Source organism: Sphingomonas ginsenosidimutans (genome assembly GCF_002374835.1).
Classification (GTDB): domain Bacteria; phylum Pseudomonadota; class Alphaproteobacteria; order Sphingomonadales; family Sphingomonadaceae; genus Sphingomonas; species Sphingomonas ginsenosidimutans.
In genome coordinates this window covers 1,166,489-1,188,499 of the sequence record NZ_NWVD01000001.1, presented here as the reverse complement: position 1 = coordinate 1,188,499, position 22,011 = coordinate 1,166,489, and the positions used below count along the sequence as shown (strand labels likewise).

At 70.8% G+C, this 22,011-nt stretch carries 20 protein-coding genes; 9 read left to right on the top strand and 11 right to left on the bottom strand.

Annotated features, from left to right (window positions below; genetic code table 11):
* Positions 1 to 72: 72 nt before the first annotated feature.
* Genes COA17_RS05565 through COA17_RS05550 form a run of 4 tightly spaced genes read left to right on the top strand, consistent with a single transcriptional unit; the run spans position 73 to position 3,921 of the window.
* The gene (locus COA17_RS05565) at positions 73 to 705 is read left to right on the top strand and encodes a D-sedoheptulose-7-phosphate isomerase (protein ID WP_096610623.1); all 633 of its coding nucleotides are present in this window, start codon (positions 73 to 75) and stop codon (positions 703 to 705) included.
* Positions 702 to 1,652: an SDR family NAD(P)-dependent oxidoreductase gene (locus COA17_RS05560; protein ID WP_096610621.1), complete on the top strand. Its 951-nt coding sequence runs from the start codon at positions 702 to 704 to the stop codon at positions 1,650 to 1,652. Before COA17_RS05565 ends, COA17_RS05560 begins: the two co-directional genes overlap by 4 nt.
* On the top strand, positions 1,649 to 2,950 hold the full coding sequence (locus tag COA17_RS05555; RefSeq protein WP_096610619.1) for an HAD-IIIA family hydrolase: 1,302 nt from the start codon (positions 1,649 to 1,651) through the stop codon (positions 2,948 to 2,950). The genes COA17_RS05560 and COA17_RS05555 overlap by 4 nt, the downstream gene beginning before the upstream one ends.
* Positions 2,947 to 3,921 carry a GHMP family kinase ATP-binding protein gene (locus COA17_RS05550; protein ID WP_066490360.1) on the top strand — a complete coding sequence of 325 codons (975 nt, stop codon included), beginning with the start codon at positions 2,947 to 2,949 and terminating at the stop codon, positions 3,919 to 3,921. Before COA17_RS05555 ends, COA17_RS05550 begins: the two co-directional genes overlap by 4 nt.
* Here the strand turns inward: COA17_RS05550 and COA17_RS05545 are convergent.
* A complete protein-coding gene (locus COA17_RS05545) occupies positions 3,905 to 5,152 on the bottom strand; it encodes a hypothetical protein (RefSeq protein ID WP_070321851.1) in 1,248 nt (415 codons plus the stop codon). The genes COA17_RS05550 and COA17_RS05545 overlap by 17 nt on opposite strands.
* Before the next feature lie 156 nt (positions 5,153 to 5,308).
* On the bottom strand, positions 5,309 to 6,130 hold the full coding sequence (locus COA17_RS05540) for a transglutaminase-like cysteine peptidase (protein ID WP_096610617.1): 822 nt from the start codon (positions 6,128 to 6,130) through the stop codon (positions 5,309 to 5,311).
* Between the two features lie 182 nt (positions 6,131 to 6,312).
* On the opposite strand from COA17_RS05540, the gene COA17_RS05535 reads away from it, so the two are divergent.
* Positions 6,313 to 7,659, top strand: a complete 1,347-nt coding sequence (locus COA17_RS05535) for an O-antigen ligase family protein (protein WP_096610615.1) — start codon at positions 6,313 to 6,315, stop codon at positions 7,657 to 7,659.
* On the opposite strand, the gene COA17_RS05530 is transcribed toward COA17_RS05535, so the two are convergent.
* The 5 genes from COA17_RS05530 to COA17_RS05510 form a co-directional block, all read right to left on the bottom strand.
* The gene (locus tag COA17_RS05530) at positions 7,606 to 8,271 is read right to left on the bottom strand and encodes a hypothetical protein (RefSeq protein ID WP_096610613.1); all 666 of its coding nucleotides are present in this window, start codon (positions 8,269 to 8,271) and stop codon (positions 7,606 to 7,608) included. The two genes, COA17_RS05535 and COA17_RS05530, sit on opposite strands and share 54 nt — an antisense overlap.
* 22 nt (positions 8,272 to 8,293) lie before the next feature.
* Positions 8,294 to 10,357 carry a GumC family protein gene (locus COA17_RS05525; RefSeq protein WP_176484808.1) on the bottom strand — a complete coding sequence of 688 codons (2,064 nt, stop codon included), beginning with the start codon at positions 10,355 to 10,357 and terminating at the stop codon, positions 8,294 to 8,296.
* A gap of 132 nt (positions 10,358 to 10,489) precedes the next feature.
* Entirely contained in the window at positions 10,490 to 11,788 is a 1,299-nt protein-coding gene (locus COA17_RS05520) for an outer membrane beta-barrel protein (RefSeq protein WP_096610611.1), read from the bottom strand.
* A gap of 92 nt (positions 11,789 to 11,880) precedes the next feature.
* A complete protein-coding gene (locus COA17_RS05515; RefSeq protein WP_096610609.1) occupies positions 11,881 to 12,330 on the bottom strand; it encodes a hypothetical protein in 450 nt (149 codons plus the stop codon).
* Between the two features lie 110 nt (positions 12,331 to 12,440).
* Positions 12,441 to 12,944, bottom strand: a complete 504-nt coding sequence (locus COA17_RS05510; RefSeq protein ID WP_066488169.1) for a polysaccharide biosynthesis/export family protein — start codon at positions 12,942 to 12,944, stop codon at positions 12,441 to 12,443.
* Positions 12,945 to 13,242: 298 nt separating this feature from the next.
* Here COA17_RS05510 and COA17_RS05505 point away from each other — a divergent pair, with 298 nt between their 5' ends.
* Complete coding sequence (locus COA17_RS05505; protein WP_096610607.1) at positions 13,243 to 13,992, top strand: metallophosphoesterase family protein; 750 nt, start codon at positions 13,243 to 13,245, stop codon at positions 13,990 to 13,992.
* A gap of 3 nt (positions 13,993 to 13,995) precedes the next feature.
* On the opposite strand, the gene COA17_RS05500 is transcribed toward COA17_RS05505, so the two are convergent.
* Entirely contained in the window at positions 13,996 to 16,062 is a 2,067-nt protein-coding gene (locus COA17_RS05500) for a S8 family serine peptidase (RefSeq protein WP_096610869.1), read from the bottom strand.
* Between the two features lie 98 nt (positions 16,063 to 16,160).
* Between COA17_RS05500 and COA17_RS20035 the strand changes: the two genes are divergently transcribed.
* Positions 16,161 to 16,286, top strand: a complete 126-nt coding sequence (locus COA17_RS20035; RefSeq protein ID WP_269450480.1) for a hypothetical protein — start codon at positions 16,161 to 16,163, stop codon at positions 16,284 to 16,286.
* 448 nt (positions 16,287 to 16,734) lie between these two features.
* Here COA17_RS20035 and COA17_RS05490 read toward each other — a convergent pair whose 3' ends face one another.
* On the bottom strand, positions 16,735 to 17,139 hold the full coding sequence (locus tag COA17_RS05490) for a hypothetical protein (RefSeq protein WP_096610605.1): 405 nt from the start codon (positions 17,137 to 17,139) through the stop codon (positions 16,735 to 16,737).
* Between the two features lie 94 nt (positions 17,140 to 17,233).
* Between COA17_RS05490 and COA17_RS05485 the strand changes: the two genes are divergently transcribed.
* Positions 17,234 to 18,094, top strand: a complete 861-nt coding sequence (locus COA17_RS05485; RefSeq protein ID WP_096610603.1) for a hypothetical protein — start codon at positions 17,234 to 17,236, stop codon at positions 18,092 to 18,094.
* A gap of 25 nt (positions 18,095 to 18,119) precedes the next feature.
* Here COA17_RS05485 and COA17_RS19290 read toward each other — a convergent pair whose 3' ends face one another.
* Positions 18,120 to 18,257 (bottom strand): hypothetical protein, encoded by a 138-nt coding sequence (locus COA17_RS19290; RefSeq protein WP_156445755.1) that lies wholly within the window; start codon positions 18,255 to 18,257, stop codon positions 18,120 to 18,122.
* A gap of 238 nt (positions 18,258 to 18,495) precedes the next feature.
* On the opposite strand from COA17_RS19290, the gene COA17_RS05480 reads away from it, so the two are divergent.
* Positions 18,496 to 19,440 (top strand): hypothetical protein, encoded by a 945-nt coding sequence (locus COA17_RS05480; protein WP_096610601.1) that lies wholly within the window; start codon positions 18,496 to 18,498, stop codon positions 19,438 to 19,440.
* Here the strand turns inward: COA17_RS05480 and COA17_RS05475 are convergent.
* Complete coding sequence (locus COA17_RS05475; RefSeq protein ID WP_176484807.1) at positions 19,412 to 21,946, bottom strand: TonB-dependent receptor; 2,535 nt, start codon at positions 21,944 to 21,946, stop codon at positions 19,412 to 19,414. The genes COA17_RS05480 and COA17_RS05475 overlap by 29 nt on opposite strands.
* Between the last annotated feature and the right edge of the window lie 65 nt (positions 21,947 to 22,011).

Sequence of the window (22,011 nt, the reverse complement as noted above, 5' to 3'; positions counted from 1 at the left end):
CATTTCCGGCGAAACGCTTTATTGGCGGCTGTGCGGGCATGGCCGTCACGATGACTTCAAGGGGACGCAGGGATGGCTGACGAAGTGCACGATCCGCGGCGGAGCAACCGCCTGTTCGATACGGGCAGCGCGGCCGCCTATCTGCGTGACTATGCCGATGGCCTGCGCGATGCGCTGCACGGCGTCGACGGCGCGGCGCTGGAACGGGCGCGCGCGCTGATCGCCGGTGCGGCGGACGCCGGGCGGCGCGTCTTCGCGATCGGCAACGGCGGATCCAGCGCGATCGCCGACCATCTGTGCTGCGACCTGACCAAGGGCACGCATACCCACCACCACCCCACGGTCGACACCACCTCGCTCAGCGCCAACACCGCGCTCTATTCCGCGATCGCCAACGATTTCGGGTTCGAGACGGTGTTCGCCCGGCAGGTGGAGATGATCGGGCGCGAAGGCGACGTGCTGATCGCGATCTCCTCCTCGGGCAACAGCCCGAACATCCTCAACGCCGTCACCGCCGCGCAAGCCAGGGGCATGACCGTGATCGGTCTGAGCGGCTTTTCCGGCGGCGGCTTGCGCACCGCGGCCGACGTCGCGCTACACGTCGATGTCGCCAATTACGGCGTGGTGGAGGATGCGCATCAGGCGCTGATGCACATCATCGCGCAACTGATCGCCGCCGCGCGCGACGGGAACGCCGCCGCGTGACCGTCCTCGTCACCGGCGGCGCCGGCTTCATCGGATGCCATCTGTGCGAAGTGCTGGTCACCCGCGGCGAGCGGGTGGTCGCGCTCGACAATCTGCTGCTCGGGCGGCGCACGCACCTGTCGGCGCTGGAGGGCAATGCCGCCTTCGCCTTCGTGGAAGGTGACGCGACCGACCCCGCCACGCTCGACGCGCTGTTCGCCGAACACCGCTTCGACGCGGTCTTCCACCTCGCCGCCAATTCCGACATCGCGGTCAGCCATGCCGATCCGGGGGTGGATTTCGACGCCACCTTCCGCACCAGCTGGGCGGTGCTCGACGCGATGCGCCGGCACGGCACGCCCCGCATCCTGTTCGCCTCGACATCGGCGGTCTATGGCGAGGCGACCGGTGCGATCCGCGAGGATCACGGCCCGCTGCTCCCCATCTCGCATTATGGCGCGGCGAAGCTGGCGTCGGAGGCGTTCATTTCCTCGTTCGTCGGCAATTACGGCATCCGCGCGTGGATCGCGCGCTTCCCCAATGTCGTCGGCGACCGTTCGACCCACGGCGCGATCCACGATTTCGCACGCAAACTGGCCGCCACGCCCGACCGGCTCCAGGTGCTGGGCGACGGCAGCCAGATCAAGCCGTACCTGCACGTCGACGATCTGGTCGACGCTCTGCTGCTGGCATGGGAAACGATGGACGCGCCGGTCAACCTCTTCAACGTCGGCGGGACCACGCGGTGCAGCGTGCGGCGCATGGCGGAGATCGTCGTGGAGGAAGCCGGCGGCACCGCGCAGATCGCCTATACCGGCGGTGACCGCGGCTGGATCGGCGACGTACCCAGCGTCGACTATGACACCACGCTGATCCGCTCGCTCGGCTGGTCGCCGCGACTCGATTCGGAGGGCGCGGTGCGCGCCGCCGCGCGCTGGGCGCTTCACGCCGCCGGCGTCACTGCATGAAGGCGGTCGTCCTGTGCGGCGGCAAGGGCACGCGGCTGGGGCTGACCGACCGGCCCAAGGCGATGGTGCCGGTCGCCGGCCGGCCGCTGCTGGAACGGCTGGTCGAGGACGTGCGCGATGCCGGCTTCACCGATATCGTCCTGCTCACCGGCCATCTGGCGGAGGTGATCGAGGCGCATTTCGGTGACGGCAGCGCATTCGGCGTGCGGATCGCGCATGTCCGCGAGGGCGAGCCGCTGGGCACCGCCGGCGCGGTGCGCGATGCACGGCACCTGCTGACCGAACCGTTCTTGGTGCTGTACGGCGACACGTTGCTCGACGTCGATCTGGCGCGCATGGCCGCCTTCCACGCCGAACATGGCGGGCTGGGGACGCTGTTCGTCCATCCCAACGACCATCCGCATGACAGCGACCTGCTGGTCGCCGACGCCGACCACCGCATCCGCCGCTTCCTGCCCAAGCCCCACCCCGACGGCGCGATCCTGCCCAATCTGGTCAGTGCCGCGCTCTACGTCCTCGATCCCGCCGCGATCGACGCGGTCCCCGCAGACGGCGCCAGCGACTGGGGGCGTGACATCTTCCCCGCGATCGTCGCGGCGGGCGGGCGGCTCAACGCCTATCGCAGCGTCGAATATGTCAAGGACATCGGCACCCCTGCCCGGCTGGCCAAGGGCGAGGCGGACCTGGCCTCCGGCCGGGTCGCGCGGCTCAGCCACCGCCATGCCAAGCCGGCGCTGTTCCTCGACCGCGACGGCGTGCTGAACGTCGAGATCAACGGCGTCCACCGCGCGCAGGACCTGGAACTGATGCCCGACGCCGGCAATGCCGTGCGGAGGGCGAACGCCGCGGGTATCCCGGTGATCTGCGTCACCAACCAGCCCGATATCGCCAAGGGTTTCCTGACCGAGGAGACGCTGGGCGAGGTGATGGCCGCGCTCGACACCGGGCTGGCGGCGGCGGGCGCGTATCTGGACGATATCTTCGTCTGCCCGCACCATCCCGAACGCGGCTGGCCGGGCGAGGTCGCCGCGCTCAAGATCGACTGCGACTGCCGCAAGCCGAAACCGGGTATGCTGCTGGCCGCGGCGGAGCGCCATCACCTCGACCTGTCGCGATCGTGGCTGATCGGGGATCGCCACGCCGATATCGCCGCCGCCCATGCCGCCGGCGCGCGGGCGGTGCTGCTCCGGACCGGGCATGCCGGCACCGACGCGGGCAACCGCCGCGCCGATCCCGATCACGTCGCCGCCACGCTCACCGATGCGGTCGCCTTCGTCATGAAAGCCATGGGCCAATGATCATTTCCCGCACGCCGCTCCGCATCAGCTTCTGCGGCGGGGGCAGCGACCTGCCCAGTTTCTACCGCGAACACGGCGGTGCGGTGCTCAGCATGTCGATCGCGCGCTACGTCTATCTGTCGATGCACGATTACTTCGGCGGTGAGGGCTATATCCTCAAATATTCGCAGCTGGAGACGCCGCGCGCCGTCGCCGACATCCAGCATCGCATCATCCGCGAGGTGTTCGGCGCCTATGGCCTGAACGGTGTGGACTTCAATTCCAGCGCCGATGTTCCCGCCGGCACGGGGCTGGGATCGTCCAGCGCCTTCACCGTCGGGCTGCTCAACCTGTGCAACGCCTATCGCGGCCGGTACGAAGGGCGGACCGCACTGGCCGCGCGCGCGTGCGAGATCGAGATCGAGAAGCTGGGCGAGCCGATCGGCAAGCAGGACCAGTATGGCTGCGCGCTCGGCGGGCTGAACTTCATCGAATTCCACCCCGACGAAAGCGTCGATTGCGAGGCGGTGCCGATCACGCTGGCGATGCGCCAGAAGATGGAGCGCAACCTCGTCATGTTCTATCTGGGCGGCACCCGCTCGGCCAGCGCGATCCTGAAGCAGCAGAACGCCGCCGCCGCGACCGACCGGCGGGTCACCGACAATCTGCGCGCGATGGTGGAGATGGCGCGCGGGCTGCGTCGCGACATCGTCGGCGATGTCGACGTGCTCGGCGGCTATCTCCACGAAGGCTGGATGCGCAAGCGCGAGCTGGCCGCCGGCATCACCAACCCGCGCGTCGACGATGCCTATGACCGCGCGCGCGCGGCGGGTGCGTCGGGCGGCAAGCTGCTGGGCGCGGGCGAAGCGGGCTTCCTGCTCGCTTATTGCCCGGACGGCACGCGCGACGCGGTCGTCGCCGCGCTGCCCGATTGTCAGGCCTATGACGTGCGCTTCGACGCGATGGGCACGACGATCATCTACTCGGACTGAGCGTCGTCGCGGGGGTCCAGGCGCCGTCCCGCTCGCGCAGCCACGCCGCCGCGCGCCGCCAGATCGCCACCGCGAACAGCAGTTCGCCCGCCAGCACGCCCAGCACTGACCACAACGGCCCGCCCGCGACGATCAGCACCAGCACCGCCGCCACCGACGCGATCGACGACCATCCGCTCGCCAGCGCCAGCGTGCGGAACGCGCCGCCCGCCTGCAACAGCGCGCTTTCCGGCATCCGCGCCAGCCGCACCGCCGCCACCGCCATCCACGCCGCCGCCGCGCTGCCCACCACCGCCAGCGGATAATGCGGGAACAGCACGTGCGGCGCGACCGTCAGCACCCCCGCCAGCAGCACCGCCGTCGCCACCCAGATCGCGATCAGCACCAGCCGGAAGAACCGTACCGCCGACCGCGCGGTGTCGATCCGACCCTGCGCGATCGCGCCAGCCATGCGCGCGCGCTCGTAATCGGTCAGCGCGTTCATCGCGACCATCACCGGACGGATCGCCAGCGCCCCCGCCGCGATCGGCGCAAAGGCATCCGGCCCCATCAGCGCGGTCACGCAATAAGCATGGGCATTGGCGGTCGCCTCGGTGGTCGCCACCCCGAACAGCGCCCAGCGCGCATGGTCGCGCCAGATCGTCAGGTAACCGCGCCACGCATCCCATCGCGGCAGCACGAACTGCACCCGCGCGAAACCGGCGCCGAACGGCATCAGCGACGCCGCGCTGGCCCAGCCCAGGATCGCGCCCGCCGCCACCAGCCCGCGCGCCCAGCCGATCGCCATCGCCGCGACCCCGGCGACCAGGATCACGGTATAGATGCCGTCGCTGGTCGCGGTCAGCATCTGTCGCCCGCGCGCATAGGCTTCGGCCCGCGCATACCAACGGACCAGCGATGCCGCGGCAAAGGCGGCGAACACCCCCGTCGCCGGCCCGTCCATGCCCACGCCCCAGCCCAGCAGCGCGACGACCCCGGTCGCCAGCACCAGCGCGGGCAGGTGCGCGGCGGCGATCTGCGTGCGCACCTTCGCGATCCCGGCGCGGTCCAGCCCGGCGAACAGCGTCGGCAGCGGCGCGCAGAACAATGCGCCCCACACACCCCACGCCAGCTGTATCGCCACCATCAGGAACGAAAAACGGCCGAATGCCGCCGGGGCCAGCTGGCGCACCAGCAACAGCGACAGCAGGAACTGGCCGGCCGCCCCGCCCACCGGCCCGGCCAGCGCCATCGCATAGCGCCCCGCGCTACGGACGGCAAATTCACGCGGCTGGGACAGGAAGTTTCTCCGATGGTCGGGGCATGGCGCGGATTCGCGCGGACGTGCGCGCTTATCGCCCGAACCGGGCGGTCACGTCGATAGCCATCGCGCCGCGCCCCGTCCCGCTCAGGAACGCCCCCCCTCTCCGGCGGCCGGCTGCGAAACCAGCGTCACGTTGGGCAGCCCGCCGATGCGGTGCCATTCCATCGGCGCGTCCGCCCGCTGCTGGCGCAGCCAGACGTAGCGGGTCTCGTTCCAGCGGCGCAGGTGCCCCGACAGGCTGTCCAGCACGCGGTCGCCATCGGGCAGCCGCGCGATCAGCACGGTGTGCAGCCCGAACCCCTGCTTGAACACCACCGCCAGGAACAGCAGCTCAGGCGGAAAGCCGCCTTCCACCAAGGTCATGCGCTTCTCGATCGCGATATCCTCGCAATCGCCGACCGGGTGCTTGCCCGCTGCCGGACGCTCCCAATATTCGTCGATCCCGCGCGCATCGCGGTCGCTGACCTGGATGACGCGGCGGTTGACCTGGCTGTTGACGCGCTTGACCGTCGCCAGCAGATCAGCGGGCGCCACGGCCGGGCGCATTGTCGGCGCCGGCGACCGCACGACCGCCGGGCGCAGCAGCGCCGCCGCCGGCAAAGTCGCGCCCGGCTCGATCGCGCCGGTCACCATCGCCGCAGCGCTCCACGGCTGCGTACATTGTTCGCCCGCGGCGCACGCGGTCGCAGCCAGCGTCAACGCCGGCAGACGGTCGGGGGACAGGCCCGCCGCGCATGACACGGTATCGCGGGCGCAGAAATCGACGAAACCGGCGGGCGGATCGGCCACCGCGCCGCCCGGCAGGAACGCCGGCTGGCGCGCGCGCGCGTCCGCGCCGCCGGGCGCGAGGCCACAGGCCAGCGCCGTCGCGGCGGCCATCAGCAGGGACAGGTTCGGTCGGGCCATCGCACTCACTCCAGGCTCTCAGCCTGTCCGCAATGCGCCCTCGCCTAAGAAGATCGCGTATATTGAGGTGGTTACGACGACGTGCACCATTTACTTGACGATGCTTCACACAATCCCGACACCCCGTTTACCGCCGGCCACGCGCGCCGTTCGCGCCGGGCGGATTAGGAGCTTAACGCCCCATGCGATCCCCTTCCCCCGACGTCATCCCGAAGGGGCGATCCGCCACCGCGGATCAGCTCGCGGGGTCGGTCAGTGTCTGGTCGCCGAAGGCAGCGGACCGGATGCGCGCGATCCCGGTGGTGGCCGCCGTCGCGCTGGGCAGCGGTTTGTTCTTTCGCGGGTTCAACGACATTGCCGGCCAGGCGGTGTTCACGCTGCTGATGGCGGCGCTGCTAGGCGCGGCCCTGTGGGGCGATGCGCCATCCGAACGCGGCTGGCGCGCGACGCTGCCGGTACTGGCGCCCGCGCTGGCGGCGTTCGGCTGGCTGGTGCTGGGCAGCATCGCGGGCACGCCGGCCGCGCCGGATCTGGTGCCGGCGGGATTGCTGTCGTGGCTGGGCGGTCTCGCCGCGCTGCTCGCGGGGTGGTGGGCCGCCCGTCACCCGCCGCTGCTGGCGCGCGTGATCGATCTGTGGCTGGCCCTTTCGGTGGCGCATCTCGCGCTGGGGCTGGTGCTGGTCCGCACCGGCGCCACCGACGCCTTCGCCTTCTGGCCGGTCGCGCGCGGCGGGCGGTTCCTGGGACTGATCGGCAATGCCAATGTCACCGCCGGGATCGCCGGGGTCACCGCGCTGCTTGCGGCCGCGCGCGTGCGTCAGGCGATCGCCGCCCCGCGCCGCGGCCGACGCGATACGCTGGTGGTGGCGATCTGGAGCATGGCCGTCGCGATCGCGCTGCTGGCGCTGTTGGCGACCGCGTCGCGCTTTACGCTCGCGGTCGCGCTGCTGCTGCTGGCCGCGCTGGTGGCGCCGGCGCGCCGCCGTATCGACTGGCGGCTGGCGGCGGCGGGCGTCGCGCTGACCGCGCTGGCGGCGCTGCCGTTCGCGCCGCTGATCCGCTCGCGCTTCGGGTTGCTGGGCGACGGCATCGACACGCGCTGGCTGATGTGGCGGCGCTATGCCGGGATGATCGGCGATGCGCCGTGGTTCGGCCATGGCGCGAACGGCTTTCCCGCCGCCGCCGCCCATTCGCTGACCGAGGTCACCGCCGCGCGCTTTACCTGGATGGTCAATTCCGCGCACGACCTGCCGCTGCAGCTGATCCTGTCGGGCGGACTGCCCTATGTCGCGCTGCTGGCGGCGGCCGCGGGAATCGCGGCGTGGCGGGTGCTGCGGTTCGTGTGGCGCCGGCCGGTGGCGGCGCAGGATGCCGGGATGCTGTGCGCCTGCGCGCTGCTGCTGGCGCTGTCGATGATCGACATCGTCCTCGACGTGCCGACCACGATCGGCGTCGCGCTGTTCCTGGCGGGGGCGTTATGGGGCCGCGCGATCGCGCCGCCACTCCAGCAGGACGGGGCGATAGGCTGACGATCCGCGCGCCGATGCCATGACCGGCGCGACCAGTTCGGGGTCGATCCGCATCAGCCACACCGCCTCGCGCACCGCGCGCGCGCGCACCTGCGTGTCGATCAGGTCGAACGTGGCGAAGGCGCGTCCGATTCGCCATGCCCCCGCGTGGCGCAGGAACGGCGTCGCGCGATAGCTGGCCGACAGCGCGTCGCGCGCCGCGGCGCTGTCGCTGCCGTCGCGCAGGCCGCGCACCCATGCCGCCAGCGCCCATGCCTCGCCCCACGCCGGGCGCGCCGCCGCCGCCATGGTCGCGCGCCGGTCGGCATCGTCGAGCAGCGCGCGGCGTTCCTGTGCGTCACGCTCGCGCAGCGCCGCGCGCGCGGTGGCCAGCGCCTCGGCGAAGATCGCGCGCGGGGGATGGAGGATCGACGGCGGCGCGGCCGCGGCGGCCGGTGCCTGCGCGCGCTGCGCCCGCGCATCGGCGACGGCGATGCGCCCTTCTCCGGTCAGCGCGATCACCGCGCCGGCGACCATCACCACCAGCACGCCGCCGACCGCGCGCGCGATCGACCGCGAGCGGTCGGGCCGGCGCGGCGCACGCCCGGCTCTGCCCAGCCTGCCGCGCGCCACGTCGCCCCCGCCCCGGCCGCGATCAGCCGGCCTGATAGTAGCTGGAATATTTCTTGGAATAATACAGGCCGCCGATCGCCTCGGCATCCGGATCGACCATCGTGAAGATCACGCCGACCACGTTCGCCCCGTCGCCTTGCAGCGATTGCAGCGCGGAACTGGCCGCCGCCGGCGGGGTCGCGTCCCAGCGGACGCACAGCGCGGTGGCATCCGCCAGCACCGCCAGGAACCGGCCATCGGCCAGCCCGACGATCGGCGGCAGATCGAGCACGATATGATCGTAGCGGTCGCGCAGCGCCCCCAGCAGGTCTTCCATCGCGCCGTCGCCGAACAGGTCGCCGGAGCTGAAATAGGGCGTGCGCACCAGCAGCTGGTCCAGCCGCTCGGTGCCGCTTGGCGTGATCGCCTGGTCCAGCGACACTTCTTCGCGCAGCAGCTCGACCAGACCCGCGCCCTTCGATCGTTCGCCCAGCACCTCGCTCATCGCCGCGCGGCGCACGTCGCATTCCAGCACCAGGGTGCGCGCGTTGTTGATCGCCAGCGTCCGCGCGAAGGCGAGCGCGGTGGTCGTCTTGCCCTCGGCGGGCAGCGCGGAAGTGATCGCGATCACCTTGTGCGGCAATTGCCCGCGCACGCCGACGATCGAGGCGCGGGCGTTGCGCAGCGATTCGGCAAACAGTGACGTCGGCTTTTCCAGCAGCAGGTCGGCCGGATTGGCAAAGCCCGTCACCTTGGGCACCGCCGCGATCATCGGCAGGCCGAGGCGGCTCTGCACTTCCTCGGACGTGCGCATCCCGGCGACCAGCATCTCCTGGATGAAGATCACGCCCGCACCCGCGCCCAGACCCAGGATCAGCGACAGCGCGAACAGCAGTGGCTTGTTCGGCCAGCTAGGCTTCGTCGGCACCTGCGCGGCATCGACGATCTCGGCCTGCGCAATCTGGTTCTGCGCCGACTGGGTGCTTTCCAGCGACAGCTGCGACATGCGCTCATATTGCGCGCGCTTGGCCGCGGCCTCGCGCTCCAGGCTGTCGGCCAACACCGCGTTGCGGGTGTTGCTGGCCTGCTGCGATTCCAGCCGGCCCATCGCGCCGCGCAAGCTGTCGGAGCGCGCCTGCGCCGCTGCGGCGGTCGCGCGCAGCGAGTTGACGACGCGACTCGATTCCTCGCGCAACTGCGCGTCGAGCGCGGCCAGCTGGTCGCGCACGCGGATGCTTTCCGGGTGGCGCTCGCCGTAGCGCGCCTGCACCTCGCCCATGCTGCGCAACACCTCGGCGCGCTGACGGCGCAGGTCGGTGATGACCGGCGAATCGAGCACCTGGCTCACTTCGTCCGCGCCGCCGCGCCGCACCTGCGATTGCGCCGCCGACAAATTGGCGCGCGCCGCCGCCGCGTCCGATTCCGCGGTCGCCAGCTGGTTGGACAGCGGGGCGATCTGCTGATCGGTGATCGTCCCCTGGGTCAGCCCGCCGCCCTGCACGATGCCGGCCTGCGCGCGATATTGCGCGACGCGCGCATCCGCCGCCGCGACCTCGCGGCCCAGTGCGTCGAGCCGCTGGCGGAACCATTCCGCCTGCCGCTCGGCGGTGCCTTGGCGCGATCCGGTCTTCGACTGGATGTACGACGTGGCGAAGGCGTTGGCGATCCGCGCCGACATCACCGCATCGGGGGCGCTGTAGCGCACGCTGAGGATGTAGGTCAGCTTCTCGCGCCCGACCGACAGCTTCTGAAGCAATGCGTTGGCGACCGCATCCTCGCGCTCGCTCGAGCTCAACGCCGGGCCTTCGGTCCGCTCCAGCACCTTGGCGAACAGCGGGCTGTGCGTCAGGTCCAGCTTGCGCACCACCTGCCGCGCCATGTCGAGCGAGCTGAGCACCGTCACCTCGGTGTCGATCGCCTCGGGATTCAGCGCCTCCTGCTGGTTGCGGTCGGCCGCGGCGAGCGGGTTGCGCGCCGGGTCGATGCGCAGCCGCGCGGTTGCCGAATATTGCGGCGTCATCATCAGCACCAGCGTCACGCCCAGCGCGAAGATCGCCGCAGTGACGATCGCCAGCGTCAGCCAGCGCCGCCGCAGCGTGTCGCGCACCTGGGTGACAAGCCCGGGCAGGCCGCTAGCGTCAGCGCCGCCCCGCGGGGCCGCTTCGTGCAGGATTTCCATACCGATGACGGTCTCCGAGATAAACGTATGTCGGGTATGGCGGGGACGCCCGCCTTCCCCTTAGCGCTGGATAGTGAGGGTCAGCAGCCCGCGCAACTCGTTGGTGTCGCTGCCCAGCGCAATGTCCGCCGACGACCGCTTCACGTACGTGATGCCGCCGCGCAGGTTGACGCGACGCGACGACAGGTAGCGCCCCTGGATGCCGAGGCGATAGATGTCGGCGCTGACCGGCGAATCGATGAAGTCCTGCCGCGCATACTGGCCCAGCCCGGTCAGGATGAAGTTCGTCAGCACCTCGTAATCGACCTGCGCCGACACCTGGTTGTTGAAGAACGCGCTGTTGGCGCCGATGCTCGAATCCTCGATCAGTCGGCTGACCTGCAGCGTGATCGTGGCCAGCTCGGTCGGGAAATATTCGACCCGGCCCTCCACCGACAGACCGGAGACGTTGCGATACACCGGGCTGTCGAAGTTGCGCCAGACATAGCCGATGCCCAGCTGCCCGCGGATCAGCGACGTCAGGTCGAACGTCGCGCCGCCGATCAGCCGCCATGCATCCGAATCCCGGTTGGGCTGGCCGTTCAGCAGGTTGCGCGAATAGTTGATCTGGCCGTAGCTCAGCTGCCCATAGAGCGCCATTGCGGGCGAGAAGGCATATTCGGCCTGGCCGACGATGCGGTCGATCGTGCGATCGCGGTCTTCCTGACTCAGCTTTGCGCCCGATGCCAGCGTGATGCCGCTGAAATCGAAACCGGTGTGATCGACCGCGAGCGTCAGGCGGCTCTGCCCCGCCTGATACTGGCCGCGCAGCGACAGGTAATTGCGCAGGTAGTTGGACAGCACCGCGATGTCGGACGAGATCGCGCCGGAGAACGGTGTCTCGTACAGGCGCGCCAGCTGCGCCTCGGCAGTCACCGCCATCGACGAGCCGAGTTCGTACCGGCCCAGCGCACCCACGTCCCAAGCGTTCTGGTTACGCCGCGTCTCGTTGAAATAGCGTTCCAGGTTGGCGCCGCCGCGGAACTGCAACGTGTTGCGGTTCCAGTTGGAATTGAGCTGCACCCGCGGCGCGATCGTCGTAAAGCCGTCGGTCTTCTTCTCCGCGGGGTTGAAGAAGACGTTGTCGGTCACGCCGACGCCGACGTCGAGCCGCGGGAACAGGTTGAACCCGCCGACCGGGATGCCGACCGGATCGTAATCGGGACGCGCGCGGTCGGTGACGCTGGTGTTCCGGCCGCGGTCGAACCCGGCGGGGATCGCTGGTTCGAGCAGGGTCGATTCGGCCTGCGCGAAGACCGGCGTGGCCGACAGGCTGGAGCCGAGCGCCGCAGCGGCCAAGGCGAAGCGGGACAGATTCATGCTATTCTTCCGCACTGGAGCGAGACAGTGGCGAGGGGGTACGCCGTGGTCGACGACGACCGGCTCCGCCTGTGCGCGCCGGTCGTGACGGATCAGGACGAATAGTCGCTGCCGCCACCGCCGCCGCCGCCCGGGCCGAACACGGGGCTGAACACCGCGCCGCCGGTGATCGAGCCGCCGCCGGTCATGAAGTTGCTGTTGATCGCACCGGTACCACGCGCCTTGTTGCGCAGCAGCGCGAGGCGGACGTTGGTGATCGCCTGCGCCAGGTTGACCGGCAGGTCCTTGGCGCCGCGCAGCTGCTCCAGCGCCATCGACACGACGGGCATCTGATAGTCGCGCTGGCTGATGACGAAGACCAGCGACGCCTCGACATCCTCGACCGACGCGTCGCGCGCCACGTTCGCCAGTTCGGCGCGCATCTGACCGGCCAACAGCACCGCCGGGTCTTCCGCGGGCGCCTCACCCTGGATCTGGGGCGGCACCAGCTTCGGCGCGGCCAGCGCCGGCGCGATCACCGCCACGGCCGCGGCGATCGCCACGATACGGCGCCCCGCAATCAACCTCGTCAAACCCTTGGCCATACTCGTTACTCCCTTTTTACGAGGGCGTTCTGCCGCGCCCTTTACCTGGTTTGGCCGGCGGTGCCGGATCAGAAGAAACGTTCGCCGATGCGGATCGTGTCACCGGGAAGCACGCGCAGCTCCGGGGTCAGGCGATAGGCCTGCTCCTCGGTTGATCCCGCACGGCGGATCATCGCCACCGATCGGTTCGACCGCGGCGTGAAGCCCTGCGCGGTCGCGATCGCGTTCAGCACGGTCAGTCCGCTGGAATAGGGGTATTGGCCCGGCGCCTTCACCTCGCCCAGGATGAAGAACGGGCGATAGGCGATCACCTCGGCGCTGACCTTCGGATCGCGCAGGTAGCCGTCGGCCAGCCTGTTCTGGATCGCGGTCGCGATCTCGCCGACATCCTTGTTGCCGGCCGGGATCGTCCCGGCCAGCGGAACCGAGATCGTCCCGTCGGAGGCAACCGCGAACTCGCCCGACAGCGTCGGCTCGTTGAACACGGTCACGCGCAGCTTGTCGCCAAAGCCCAGCTTGTAATTCTCGTTGTCCAGCGCGTTGACGGCGTACCGGTCGCCCGTCTCGATCATCGGACCAGCGGGGCGTCCGATCCCGGACGCGCACGCACTGACCAGCAATGCCACGCAACAAACAAAGAGTGATCGCCACATCAGCGCCACCGAGAATCCCCTTTCTGTCGCTTTAAGCTCGTACCCCTACCCGAAATGGGCGATTTTACCAGCGCCTTTTCCTTACTTGTCCCACCTCAGGACTCGCGGAACAATCGGAACGATTAACGGTTCCAACGGGTTAACCTTTGCATTGACGCGCTGCGGCAACGCGCCGAAAACCGGCCCCGTCATTGCTCAGGACGGTGATGTTCACGCTATGCTGTTTCCGCGCAGGCGCCGCTTCGCCAACGGCCCGTCGACCGAACCGGGCGAACGCATCTACGTCGTGGGCGACGTCCATGGGCGACTTGATCTGCTGACCGAGATCGTCGATCGCATCGGCGACCACGCCGGGCGGCTGCCGCCGGCGCGGGCGATCCATGTCGTGCTGCTTGGCGATCTGGTCGATCGCGGGCCGGACAGCGCGGGAGTGCTCGACCATGTCCACTCGCTCCAGCGCCGGCACGATGCCTTCGTGGTACTGAAGGGCAATCATGAGGATATGATGATCCGCGCGCTGGCCGGGGAGCGCGGCGTACTTTCCGCGTGGCTGGGCGGCGGCGGTGCGGAAACGCTGGCGAGCTACGGCATCCCCCTGCCCGCCGAACCGTATGACGAGGAAGCGGTCGCCGCGGCGCTGCGCGCCGCGGTGCCGCGTCCGATCCGACACTGGCTGGCGGGGCTGCCGCTGACCGCGCGGTCGGGCGACTATTTCTTCTGCCACGCCGGGGTGCGCCCCGGCGTCCCGCTGAAGCGGCAGAGCGCACAGGACCTTCTGTGGATCCGCCGCGAATTCCTGTCCGACGACAGCGATCACGGCGCGGTCGTCGTTCACGGGCACAGCATCGCCAGCGACGTCGAATGGCGCGACAACCGCATCGGCATCGACACCGGCGCCTATCGCACCGGGCGGCTCACCGCGCTCTACCTGGAGGGGACGGAGCGCGAGATCATCGCCACCGGATAACGGTCAGAACGGCCGGCTGAACCGGATCGCCACGCCGTAATCGTCGCGCGCATCGGCGATATTGCCCGGGTTCTGCCGCAGATAGGCGTTGGCGTTGACCCACGCCCCGCCCCAGCGAAAGGCATAGCGCCCCTCCCAGTCGGTCTCGCGGCCGGTCGGCGCCAGCGCGATCCGCTGCGGCGTCCAACCCGACACGCTTTCGCTGGCATAGTCCCATTGCGTCGGCAGCAGCAGCCCGACGCTGCCGCTCGCCACGCGCAGCGGCCGGACGATGCGGATGCCCAGGCTGTCCTGCCCCAGCACGCCGTCCTTGCCGATGTCCGCCGCGAAGGCGCGGCTGACGAGGTCGCCGCCCCCGCCCTGCGCCCCGGCAAAGCCGATCCGCGTCCATCCCTGCCGCCACGCGCCGCCCAGCGACCAGCCGCCGCCCGCATCGAGCCGCAGGTTGCCGTCGACGAACCAGCTGGTCGCGCGCGTTGCGCCCAGGTTCGTCGGGAAGCGCGTGCCCAGCGCGCTGTCCGCCTCGTCCAGCCGGGTCGCCGCGATGCGCGCGAACAGCCCGCCCCAGCGCCGGTCGAGCGCGACGGTCCCGGTGGAGTATCCCGAGCGGCTCCACCGCCGCAGCGCCGCCGGCGCGTCGACGCGGCGGTACAGCGCGTCGCCCTGCTCCACCGCGGCGGTCACGCCGAACCCGGCCCATTCCTGGCGCAGCCCGCTGCTGACGATCCGGTCCGCCTCGAACCCGAAGCGGTTCAGCCCGTCGCCGACCAGGAAGGCGGGCATCGCCTGCCCCGCCAGGCGCAGCGACAGCGTGCCGGCATCCTCGGCGAAGCCGAGCGCGAATTGCGTTGTGCGCCCCAGCCGCTGCGCGACGCTGCCGGCGACCGCCTGCGCGCGGCGCGCCTCGCTCAATCCCAGGCGGAAGGCGTTCAGCCCGACCGTGCCGTTGGGGCGCGCGGCGATGGTCAGCGCCACCGCCATGTCGCCCGCCTGCATCGCCACCTGCCGCGACGGCGCGGCGGTCAACCCGTTCAGCGGGCGCGACACCGCCTGCCGCGCGATCCCGCTCGCCAGCGTCATCGCATAGGCGCGGTCGAACCCGTCGAGCACCACGGCGCCCAACGTGCCACCGCGCGCATCGCCCATCGCGGAGGACAGCACGACCGCCCCGTCGACCGCCGCGACGGTGCGCGTCGTGCCCGCCACGGTCAGCGTGCCGACCGGCTGGAACGCGCGCGTCAGGTCCAGGATGCCGCGACCATATTGCGCGTCGGTGCCGGTCGCCCCTGCATCGCGCGCGGTGGTCAGCAGCAGGTCGACGATCTGCGCGCCGGTCAGGTTCGGGAACGCCTGCGCCAGCAGCGCCGCCGCCGCGGCGACCTGCGGCGCGGCGAAGGACGTGCCCGACCACAGATAGGCGGTGCCGCTGTGGTTGGGCGCGCGCACCTGCTCGCCCACCGCCGCCAGGTAATGCGCCGCGGTATTGCCCGCGCGGTTGCTGCTGGTGGCCAGCGTCCCGCTGGCGTCGATCGATCCGGCGACGATCACCTGCCCGCGCGCCGCGGCGTCATTGGCCACCTGCGCGAAGGCATCGGGATCGGCCGCGCCGTCATTGCCCGCCGCGACCACCACGACCATCCCGGCGGCGGTCGCGCGGCCGATCGCGTCGACGACGGTGGAGGGCAGCGACGTGCCCCCCAGCGAGATGTTGACCACCTTGGCCCCCGCCACCCGCGCGGCGTCCAGCGCGGTGGCGATCGCATCGGTGCTGAACATGCAGCCGTCGGCGGAGCCGCACGTCCCCGGCGCGTCGGCGCGATAGATCATCAGCGTCGCGGCAAAGGCGACGCCCTGCGTCCCGACGCCGTTGCGCCGCCCGGCTGCGGTGAACGCCACCGCGGTGCCATGCCCGTCGACGTCCTGGATGCTGGCATTGCCGGCCACGTCCTGAGAGGCGGCGGAGACGCGGTTCTCGAACTCCGCGCTGTTGAGGTCGATGCCGCTGTCGATGATCGCGATCCCGACGTTCCGGCCGCTTGCCCCGGCATTATAGGCCGCCAGCGCATTCATCGACACCGCGCCAATCGTCGCGCGATATTCGCTGGTGTCGTAGTTCGTCGGCGAAGGCGCCGGTGTCGGAGCGGGCGTAGGCGCAGGGGTCGGAGCGGGTGTCGGCGCCGGGGTCGGTGCCGGTGTCGGTGCCGGTGTCGGCGCGGGCGTGGGCGCAGGTGTCGGAGCCGGCGTCGGAGCGGGTGTCGGCGCGGGCGTCGGCGCTGGTGTCGGTGCGGGCGTAGGAGCCGGTGTCGGCGCGGGCGTCGGCGCTGGTGTCGGTGCGGGCGTAGGAGCCGGTGTAGGCGCAGGGGTCGGCGCCGGAGCGGGCGTGGGCGTCGGCGCCGGAGCGGGCGTGGGCGTCGGCGTCGGCGCCGGAGCGGGCGCAGGCGTCGGCGCCGGAGTCGACGCGGAAGGCGACGGCGACGGAGTCGGGGACGACGGCGCGGGCGTCGGTGCCGGGGCCGGTGCAGGCGCCGGAACCGGCGCCGGGGTGCTGTTGACACCGCCACCCCCGCCGCCGCCGCAGCCGGACAGCGCCATCACGGTCGCAGCCGCGGAGGTGTGAAGAAACAGGGCCTTCAGCGTCATCGAACCATTCCCGATTGGATGCGCCGACCCTGGCCGCGGAACCGCTAAGAGCCGGTTAACCAAGGAGGTTTTTTCACCGTCGCGCGGCAGATTGTCGTTACGCTAGCGATCCTGTCGCGCGCCGAAACGTGCCCCCGCCGGGACCGGCATCGGGCGTCGCATCGCCGCCAGCGCCCGCGCCTGTCGCAGATAACGGCGCTCCCATGCCGCGCGGCGGATCTGGCTGACCAGCGTGATCGCGACCGGCCACATCAATGTCAGCACCACGTCCGACAGCGTGTCCGGCCAGTTCCACGATCCGGCATAGGCGCGGTCCATACATTCGTTGATCAGCTCGGCCGCCGCCACGACATGCAGCGCGGTCATCGACCCGCGCCGCGTGCGCACCAGCAGCTGTACCGCCAGATACAGCGCCAGCCCGACATGCACGTGCATCGTCGCATGGCTGGCGCCGAACAGCGCGACGAACGAATCGATGACGGCATGATAGCTGGCCAGAATGTCCATGTGCAGCGCGCTACACCCCACGGGTTAAGCCGCTCCTACCGATCGGCGCCAATGGCTTGCCGGGTCGCGCTTGCCTCGCTGGGGCGAATCGCGGATGCTCGTCGCCATGCGCACTGTGCCGATCCGCCTGCTCTCCCTCGCCGTCGCGGTGGCAGGGGCAGCATCCGCGGCGATGGCGGCGGGCGGTCCGGCGGTGGTGCGCGGCAGCGACCAGAATTATATTCCGGCCGGCTCGGCCTATTCGCACTACAACGGCATGTGGGCGCGCCATTTCGATCCGTCGCTGCGCGACACCGACGATCCGCGGCGCGCGGGCGGCGCGGGCAACCGATATTGGTCGCGCGCCACCTTCGATCCGGCGCGCTTCCCCTCCGCCACGCGGATCGACTGGATCGTGCCTGCGATCGAATCGTGGCGCCGGCGCGGCAATCCCGGCGTTTACGGCTACCTGGCCACCAGCTATGGCAATTACGACAGCGGGCAGCCTGACCGTCGCGTCGCGCCGGTGCAGGTCGCGCGGCTTGCGCGGTTCATCTCGGTTGTGCGCTGGACACTGCTGGGCGGTCGACCGGGCGACGTCACCGTGTTGCAGGAGTTCTACCTTACGCGCACGCCGAGCGATGCCGCGGCCAAGGCGCTGGAAATCGGGATCCTGCTGCACCCGGGCGACACGGCGCGCGATTTCCATCGCAAAGGCAGGCAATTGGGCGGCTGGACGGACGGCGCCGGCATCGAATGGGCGATCGCGCGCCAGGGCAACTACGTGATGCTGATGCGCGCCGACGGGAAGGACCTCATTTCGGGCACCATCGACTATGGCAGCCTGCTCGCACGGCTTAGCCGGCTCCGGCAGGTCAACGGCGCCGAATGGATCAACGGGATGGCCATCGGCGTGGAACCGATCCGCGGCAACGGATCGTTCCGGCTCGATGAATGGAACGTCGCACTGCGCTAGTCATCGCGCCGCTCCGCGATGGTATTCAGCTGAAGAGGATCGCCGCCACCGAACCCCAGAAAATCACCGACAAGATCAGGCCGTAGACGATGCCCAGCATCGGCGGCGGCGTAACCTCTTGAAAGCGCGCCGGCATCGGCGACATGGCGGGCTGGGTCGTCATCGCCTTTTCCTCTCTCCTCGATCTTCTTTCTTCCTGATGTGAAAACGGTTCACTTCGCGTTCAGTTCCCGGCGGCGAACGCCGGTCGACTTGGGTTAACACCCGCTGTTACAATCACTTGCGTTATAGTAAGCGATGGCATTCCCGTCCGGCGGACCCGTCGGCAACCCGCGAGGTGACCGGTGCCACGGTTTGGCCAGGCTTCCCCACTGCCGGAAGATCGCGCCGCTCCCGTCGCCATGCCGATTCCGCCGGTCACGGGCCTGGTCGCCGAATTCTACGCCCGCGTGGCCGCGCTGGCGGCTCGGCGGTTCGATGGGGATATCGATCGCGGCGTGATCTACGGGATGCTGTGGGGGGTCGCGTTGTCCCGCCCGGCACGCGAGGGTGCGATCTCGATCCACTCGGCCGCCTTCGCGCTGGGCCGGCCGTTCGAAACCGTGCGCCGGCATGTCGCGGCGCTGGTCGCGGCCGGGCTGTGCCAGCGCACGCGCCACGGCATCGCGATCGCCCCCGGGCACCGGGCCGACCCGGTCGTCGATCGCAGCCTGTCGCAGCTCAACAACATCTTCGTCGCGTTCATGGCCGGTGGCGTGGCGTCCGGCGCCTTCCCCGCGCCGGCCCGGCATCCGGCGGGCGTGGCCCGGCGCCCGTTCCGGCGCGACGATGGCGCGCGGCTCGCGATCGACCTGATGCTGGCGATCGCCGACTGCCATCGCCCGTTCGTCCCCGATGTGGTCGATCTGGCGATCGTCGCGGCGGTGATGGAGGCCAATGCGCGCGGATGGGCCGGGGCTGCTGACGGCGCCGGTCCCCGCGCGGCGGATGGCGGACCGGCGGCGTTCGACGGTGCGCACGCCGTCCGCGTCGCGACGGTCGCACGCGCGCTCGGCATCGGCCATGCCACTGCCCGCCGTCGCGCCGCCGGGCTTGCCGGCCCCGGCGGGCCGTTGCTGCGGCTGCGTCAGGGGATGGTGATATCGCCCGCCTGGCTGGCGATGATCGGTTCCGCGGCGGCGGGCGAAGGGCGCCACGCGACGCTGACGCTGCTGCTGACCCGCGTCGCCGCGGCGGGCTTTCCCTTCGACGCGCCCGCGTCGGCCTATGCCGCGCTGCCCGCGCCCCGCCTCGCGCCGGTCCCGGCCGCCGCGCCGGTCAATATTCCCGAGCCAGCGTCAGGGTGACGGTGCGCGGGCGCGCGGAATAGACCTGCCGCACGCCGAACGCGCTCGACACGACCCGCGCCGGCGCGACGGCGTCCGCGACATTGTCGATTCCCAGCCGCGCGCTCCACCCGCCGCGCCGGTACAGGGCATAGACGTCGGCCAGCATCCGCGCGGGAGTGTATTCGCGAAAGGCGGCCTGCGCGGAAAAGGTGGTGGCAAAGCCGCCGTTGCCCGATGCCACCCCGCCCAGCGTCAGCGTCCCGCCGCCGACTCCCCGGCGCAGGTCCCCGCTGACGACCCAGGTCAGCGCCGGCACGTTGGGCAGCGGATCGCCGCGCAGCCCGGCGCCGTCGCCATTGACCGCGGGCGTATCGCGCGACAGCCGGGCGTCCAGCCACGTCGCCCCCGCCGCCAGCCGTAACGCCCCGCGCGTGGCCGTCACGCGCGCCTCAGCGCCGTCGATCCGCGCGCCGCCCAGGTTGGTGTTGTACAGAAACGCGCCATTGGCGCTCGCGGCGACGAAAATAGTGTCCCGCCAGTCGATGTGGAACAGCGCCGACTCGATCCCCACCGCCGGTCCTGCCACCGGCACCCGCATCCCCAGCTCGTAATTCCACAGCCGATCGGCGCGATAGACGCGCTCCGACTCGCTCAGTTCCGGGGTGATATTGACGCCACCGGGGCGAAAACCCTCCGCCGCACTCAGCTGGACGACCGCGCCGCCCGCGCCGCGCCACGCCAATGCCGCCTTCAGGTTGCTTCCCGTCGCCACCGTCCGGTAGCGCGCACTGGCGCCATTTCCCGTTCCTGTGGCGATATTGGGCAGCGGAACCGATCCCCCGGCTGCACGCACATACCGATAACCGCGGATTCCCAGCGTCGCCGACATTCTCCCCGGCAGCTGGCGCGTGACCTCGCCGTACAGCGCCTGCTGGTCCAGCCGCGTGTCGATCAGCCGCAATCCGGTCACGTCCAGTGGCCATATCACCCGTCCGGTGGCGGCATCGGCGCGCACGGCATGGCTGGACACCCCATCGACCCGATGCTCGGCAAAGGCGCCCAGCGTCCAGCGCCACACCCCGTTGCCGTCATCGGACACCCGCGCCTCCGCGCTGCTGCTGCGCATCGTCATCGGCTGGTACAATATCGCCGGCAACCTCGTGTCCAGCCAGCCGCGATACGCCGCCAGGTCGCAACCCGCTCCGCCGATCGACCCGGCATAGCGTTCGCACGCCGCGGCATTGTCGCGCTGCGCGGCCATCACGCTCGTGAAATTGATCTGCCGCAGCGTACGCCACGCATAATGCGATCCCGTCGCGGTGACCCGCATTGCCCCCGGCGCCCAGCGCACCGTCGCACTCGCCAGCCGCAACCGGTCGCTGTTCGGCAGACGGACGGGTGCGTCGCTGCGCTGCGGCCCTGCCTCCCACCGCCACGTGACGGCATCGTCGATGCGGTTGCGCTGTTCCAGCACGATCGCGTCCACCCGCCATCGCGGATCGGGTGTCCACGACACGCCGATCCGTTCGCTCTCGCGCGTCACCTCGTCGCCGTCGCGATAGCCCAGCCAGACATTGTCGGTCACCCCGCCGATGCGCCGCCGGCCCGCCACCACGCGCACTGCCAGCCGGTCGGCGACGAGCGGCACGTTGACCATCGCCGACAGCGCCGCCCCCGGCCCGCCGCCGCGCGTCGCGCTCAGCTCCACCGCGCCATCGGCCGCGAACGCGCCGGCGTCGGCCTGGCGGAACAGCGTGCGCAGCGTGCCGCCCAGCGACGACGCGCCGTACAGCGTGCCCTGCGGCCCCTTCAACAACTCGATCCGCTCGACGTCGATCAAATCGACGTCCGGGGTCATCGCGCCGGGGTCGAATCCGGTCCCCGACGGCGCGGTCACCGGCACCTCGCCGTAATAGACGCCGACCGTCCCCTCCCCTGTGCCGATCACGCCGCGCACCGACAGGCGTTGCTGCAATGGCCCGGTGCTGGTCGCGGTCAGCGCCGGCAGCAGCCGCGCCAGCGCGCCGCGTTCGACCGTGCGCGTATCCTCCAGCGTCACGGCCGATACCACCGCGAGCGACGGGGACGCCCCGCTCAACAGCGTCGGGCGCCGCTCGGCCGTGACCACGATATCGGCGGGCGCCGTCGCCCAGCTTGCGGCGTCCGGCGGCGCGACGCGCTCGATCACCAGCACCCCCGGCCCGACCCGCCGCGCCGCCAGCGGATGGCCGGCGAGCGCCGCGTCGAGCGCCGCCGCTACCGGCATACCGCGCGTCAGCGGCGGCGCGCGGCGCCCCTCTACCAGGGCGGGGTCGACCAGGATCTGCTCGTCGGTCTCGACCGCCAGCCGGCGCAGCACGACGTCGAGCGGTCCGGCGGGGATATCATGGGCGACGCGGCGCTGCGGCGTGCGCTGCGCCGTGGTGGGCGCCGCCCAGAGGCCAGCGGTGCCGATCGCCGCGGTCAGCACGACCCCGCGCGCCGCCACGGCGCCGATCGTCGCTGTCGTCCTGCCGCGCGTCATCAGCCCCGTCACCCCGTCACCGTGCCTGCGTCATCCCCTCCGGCTCGTACGACCTGCCGGACGAC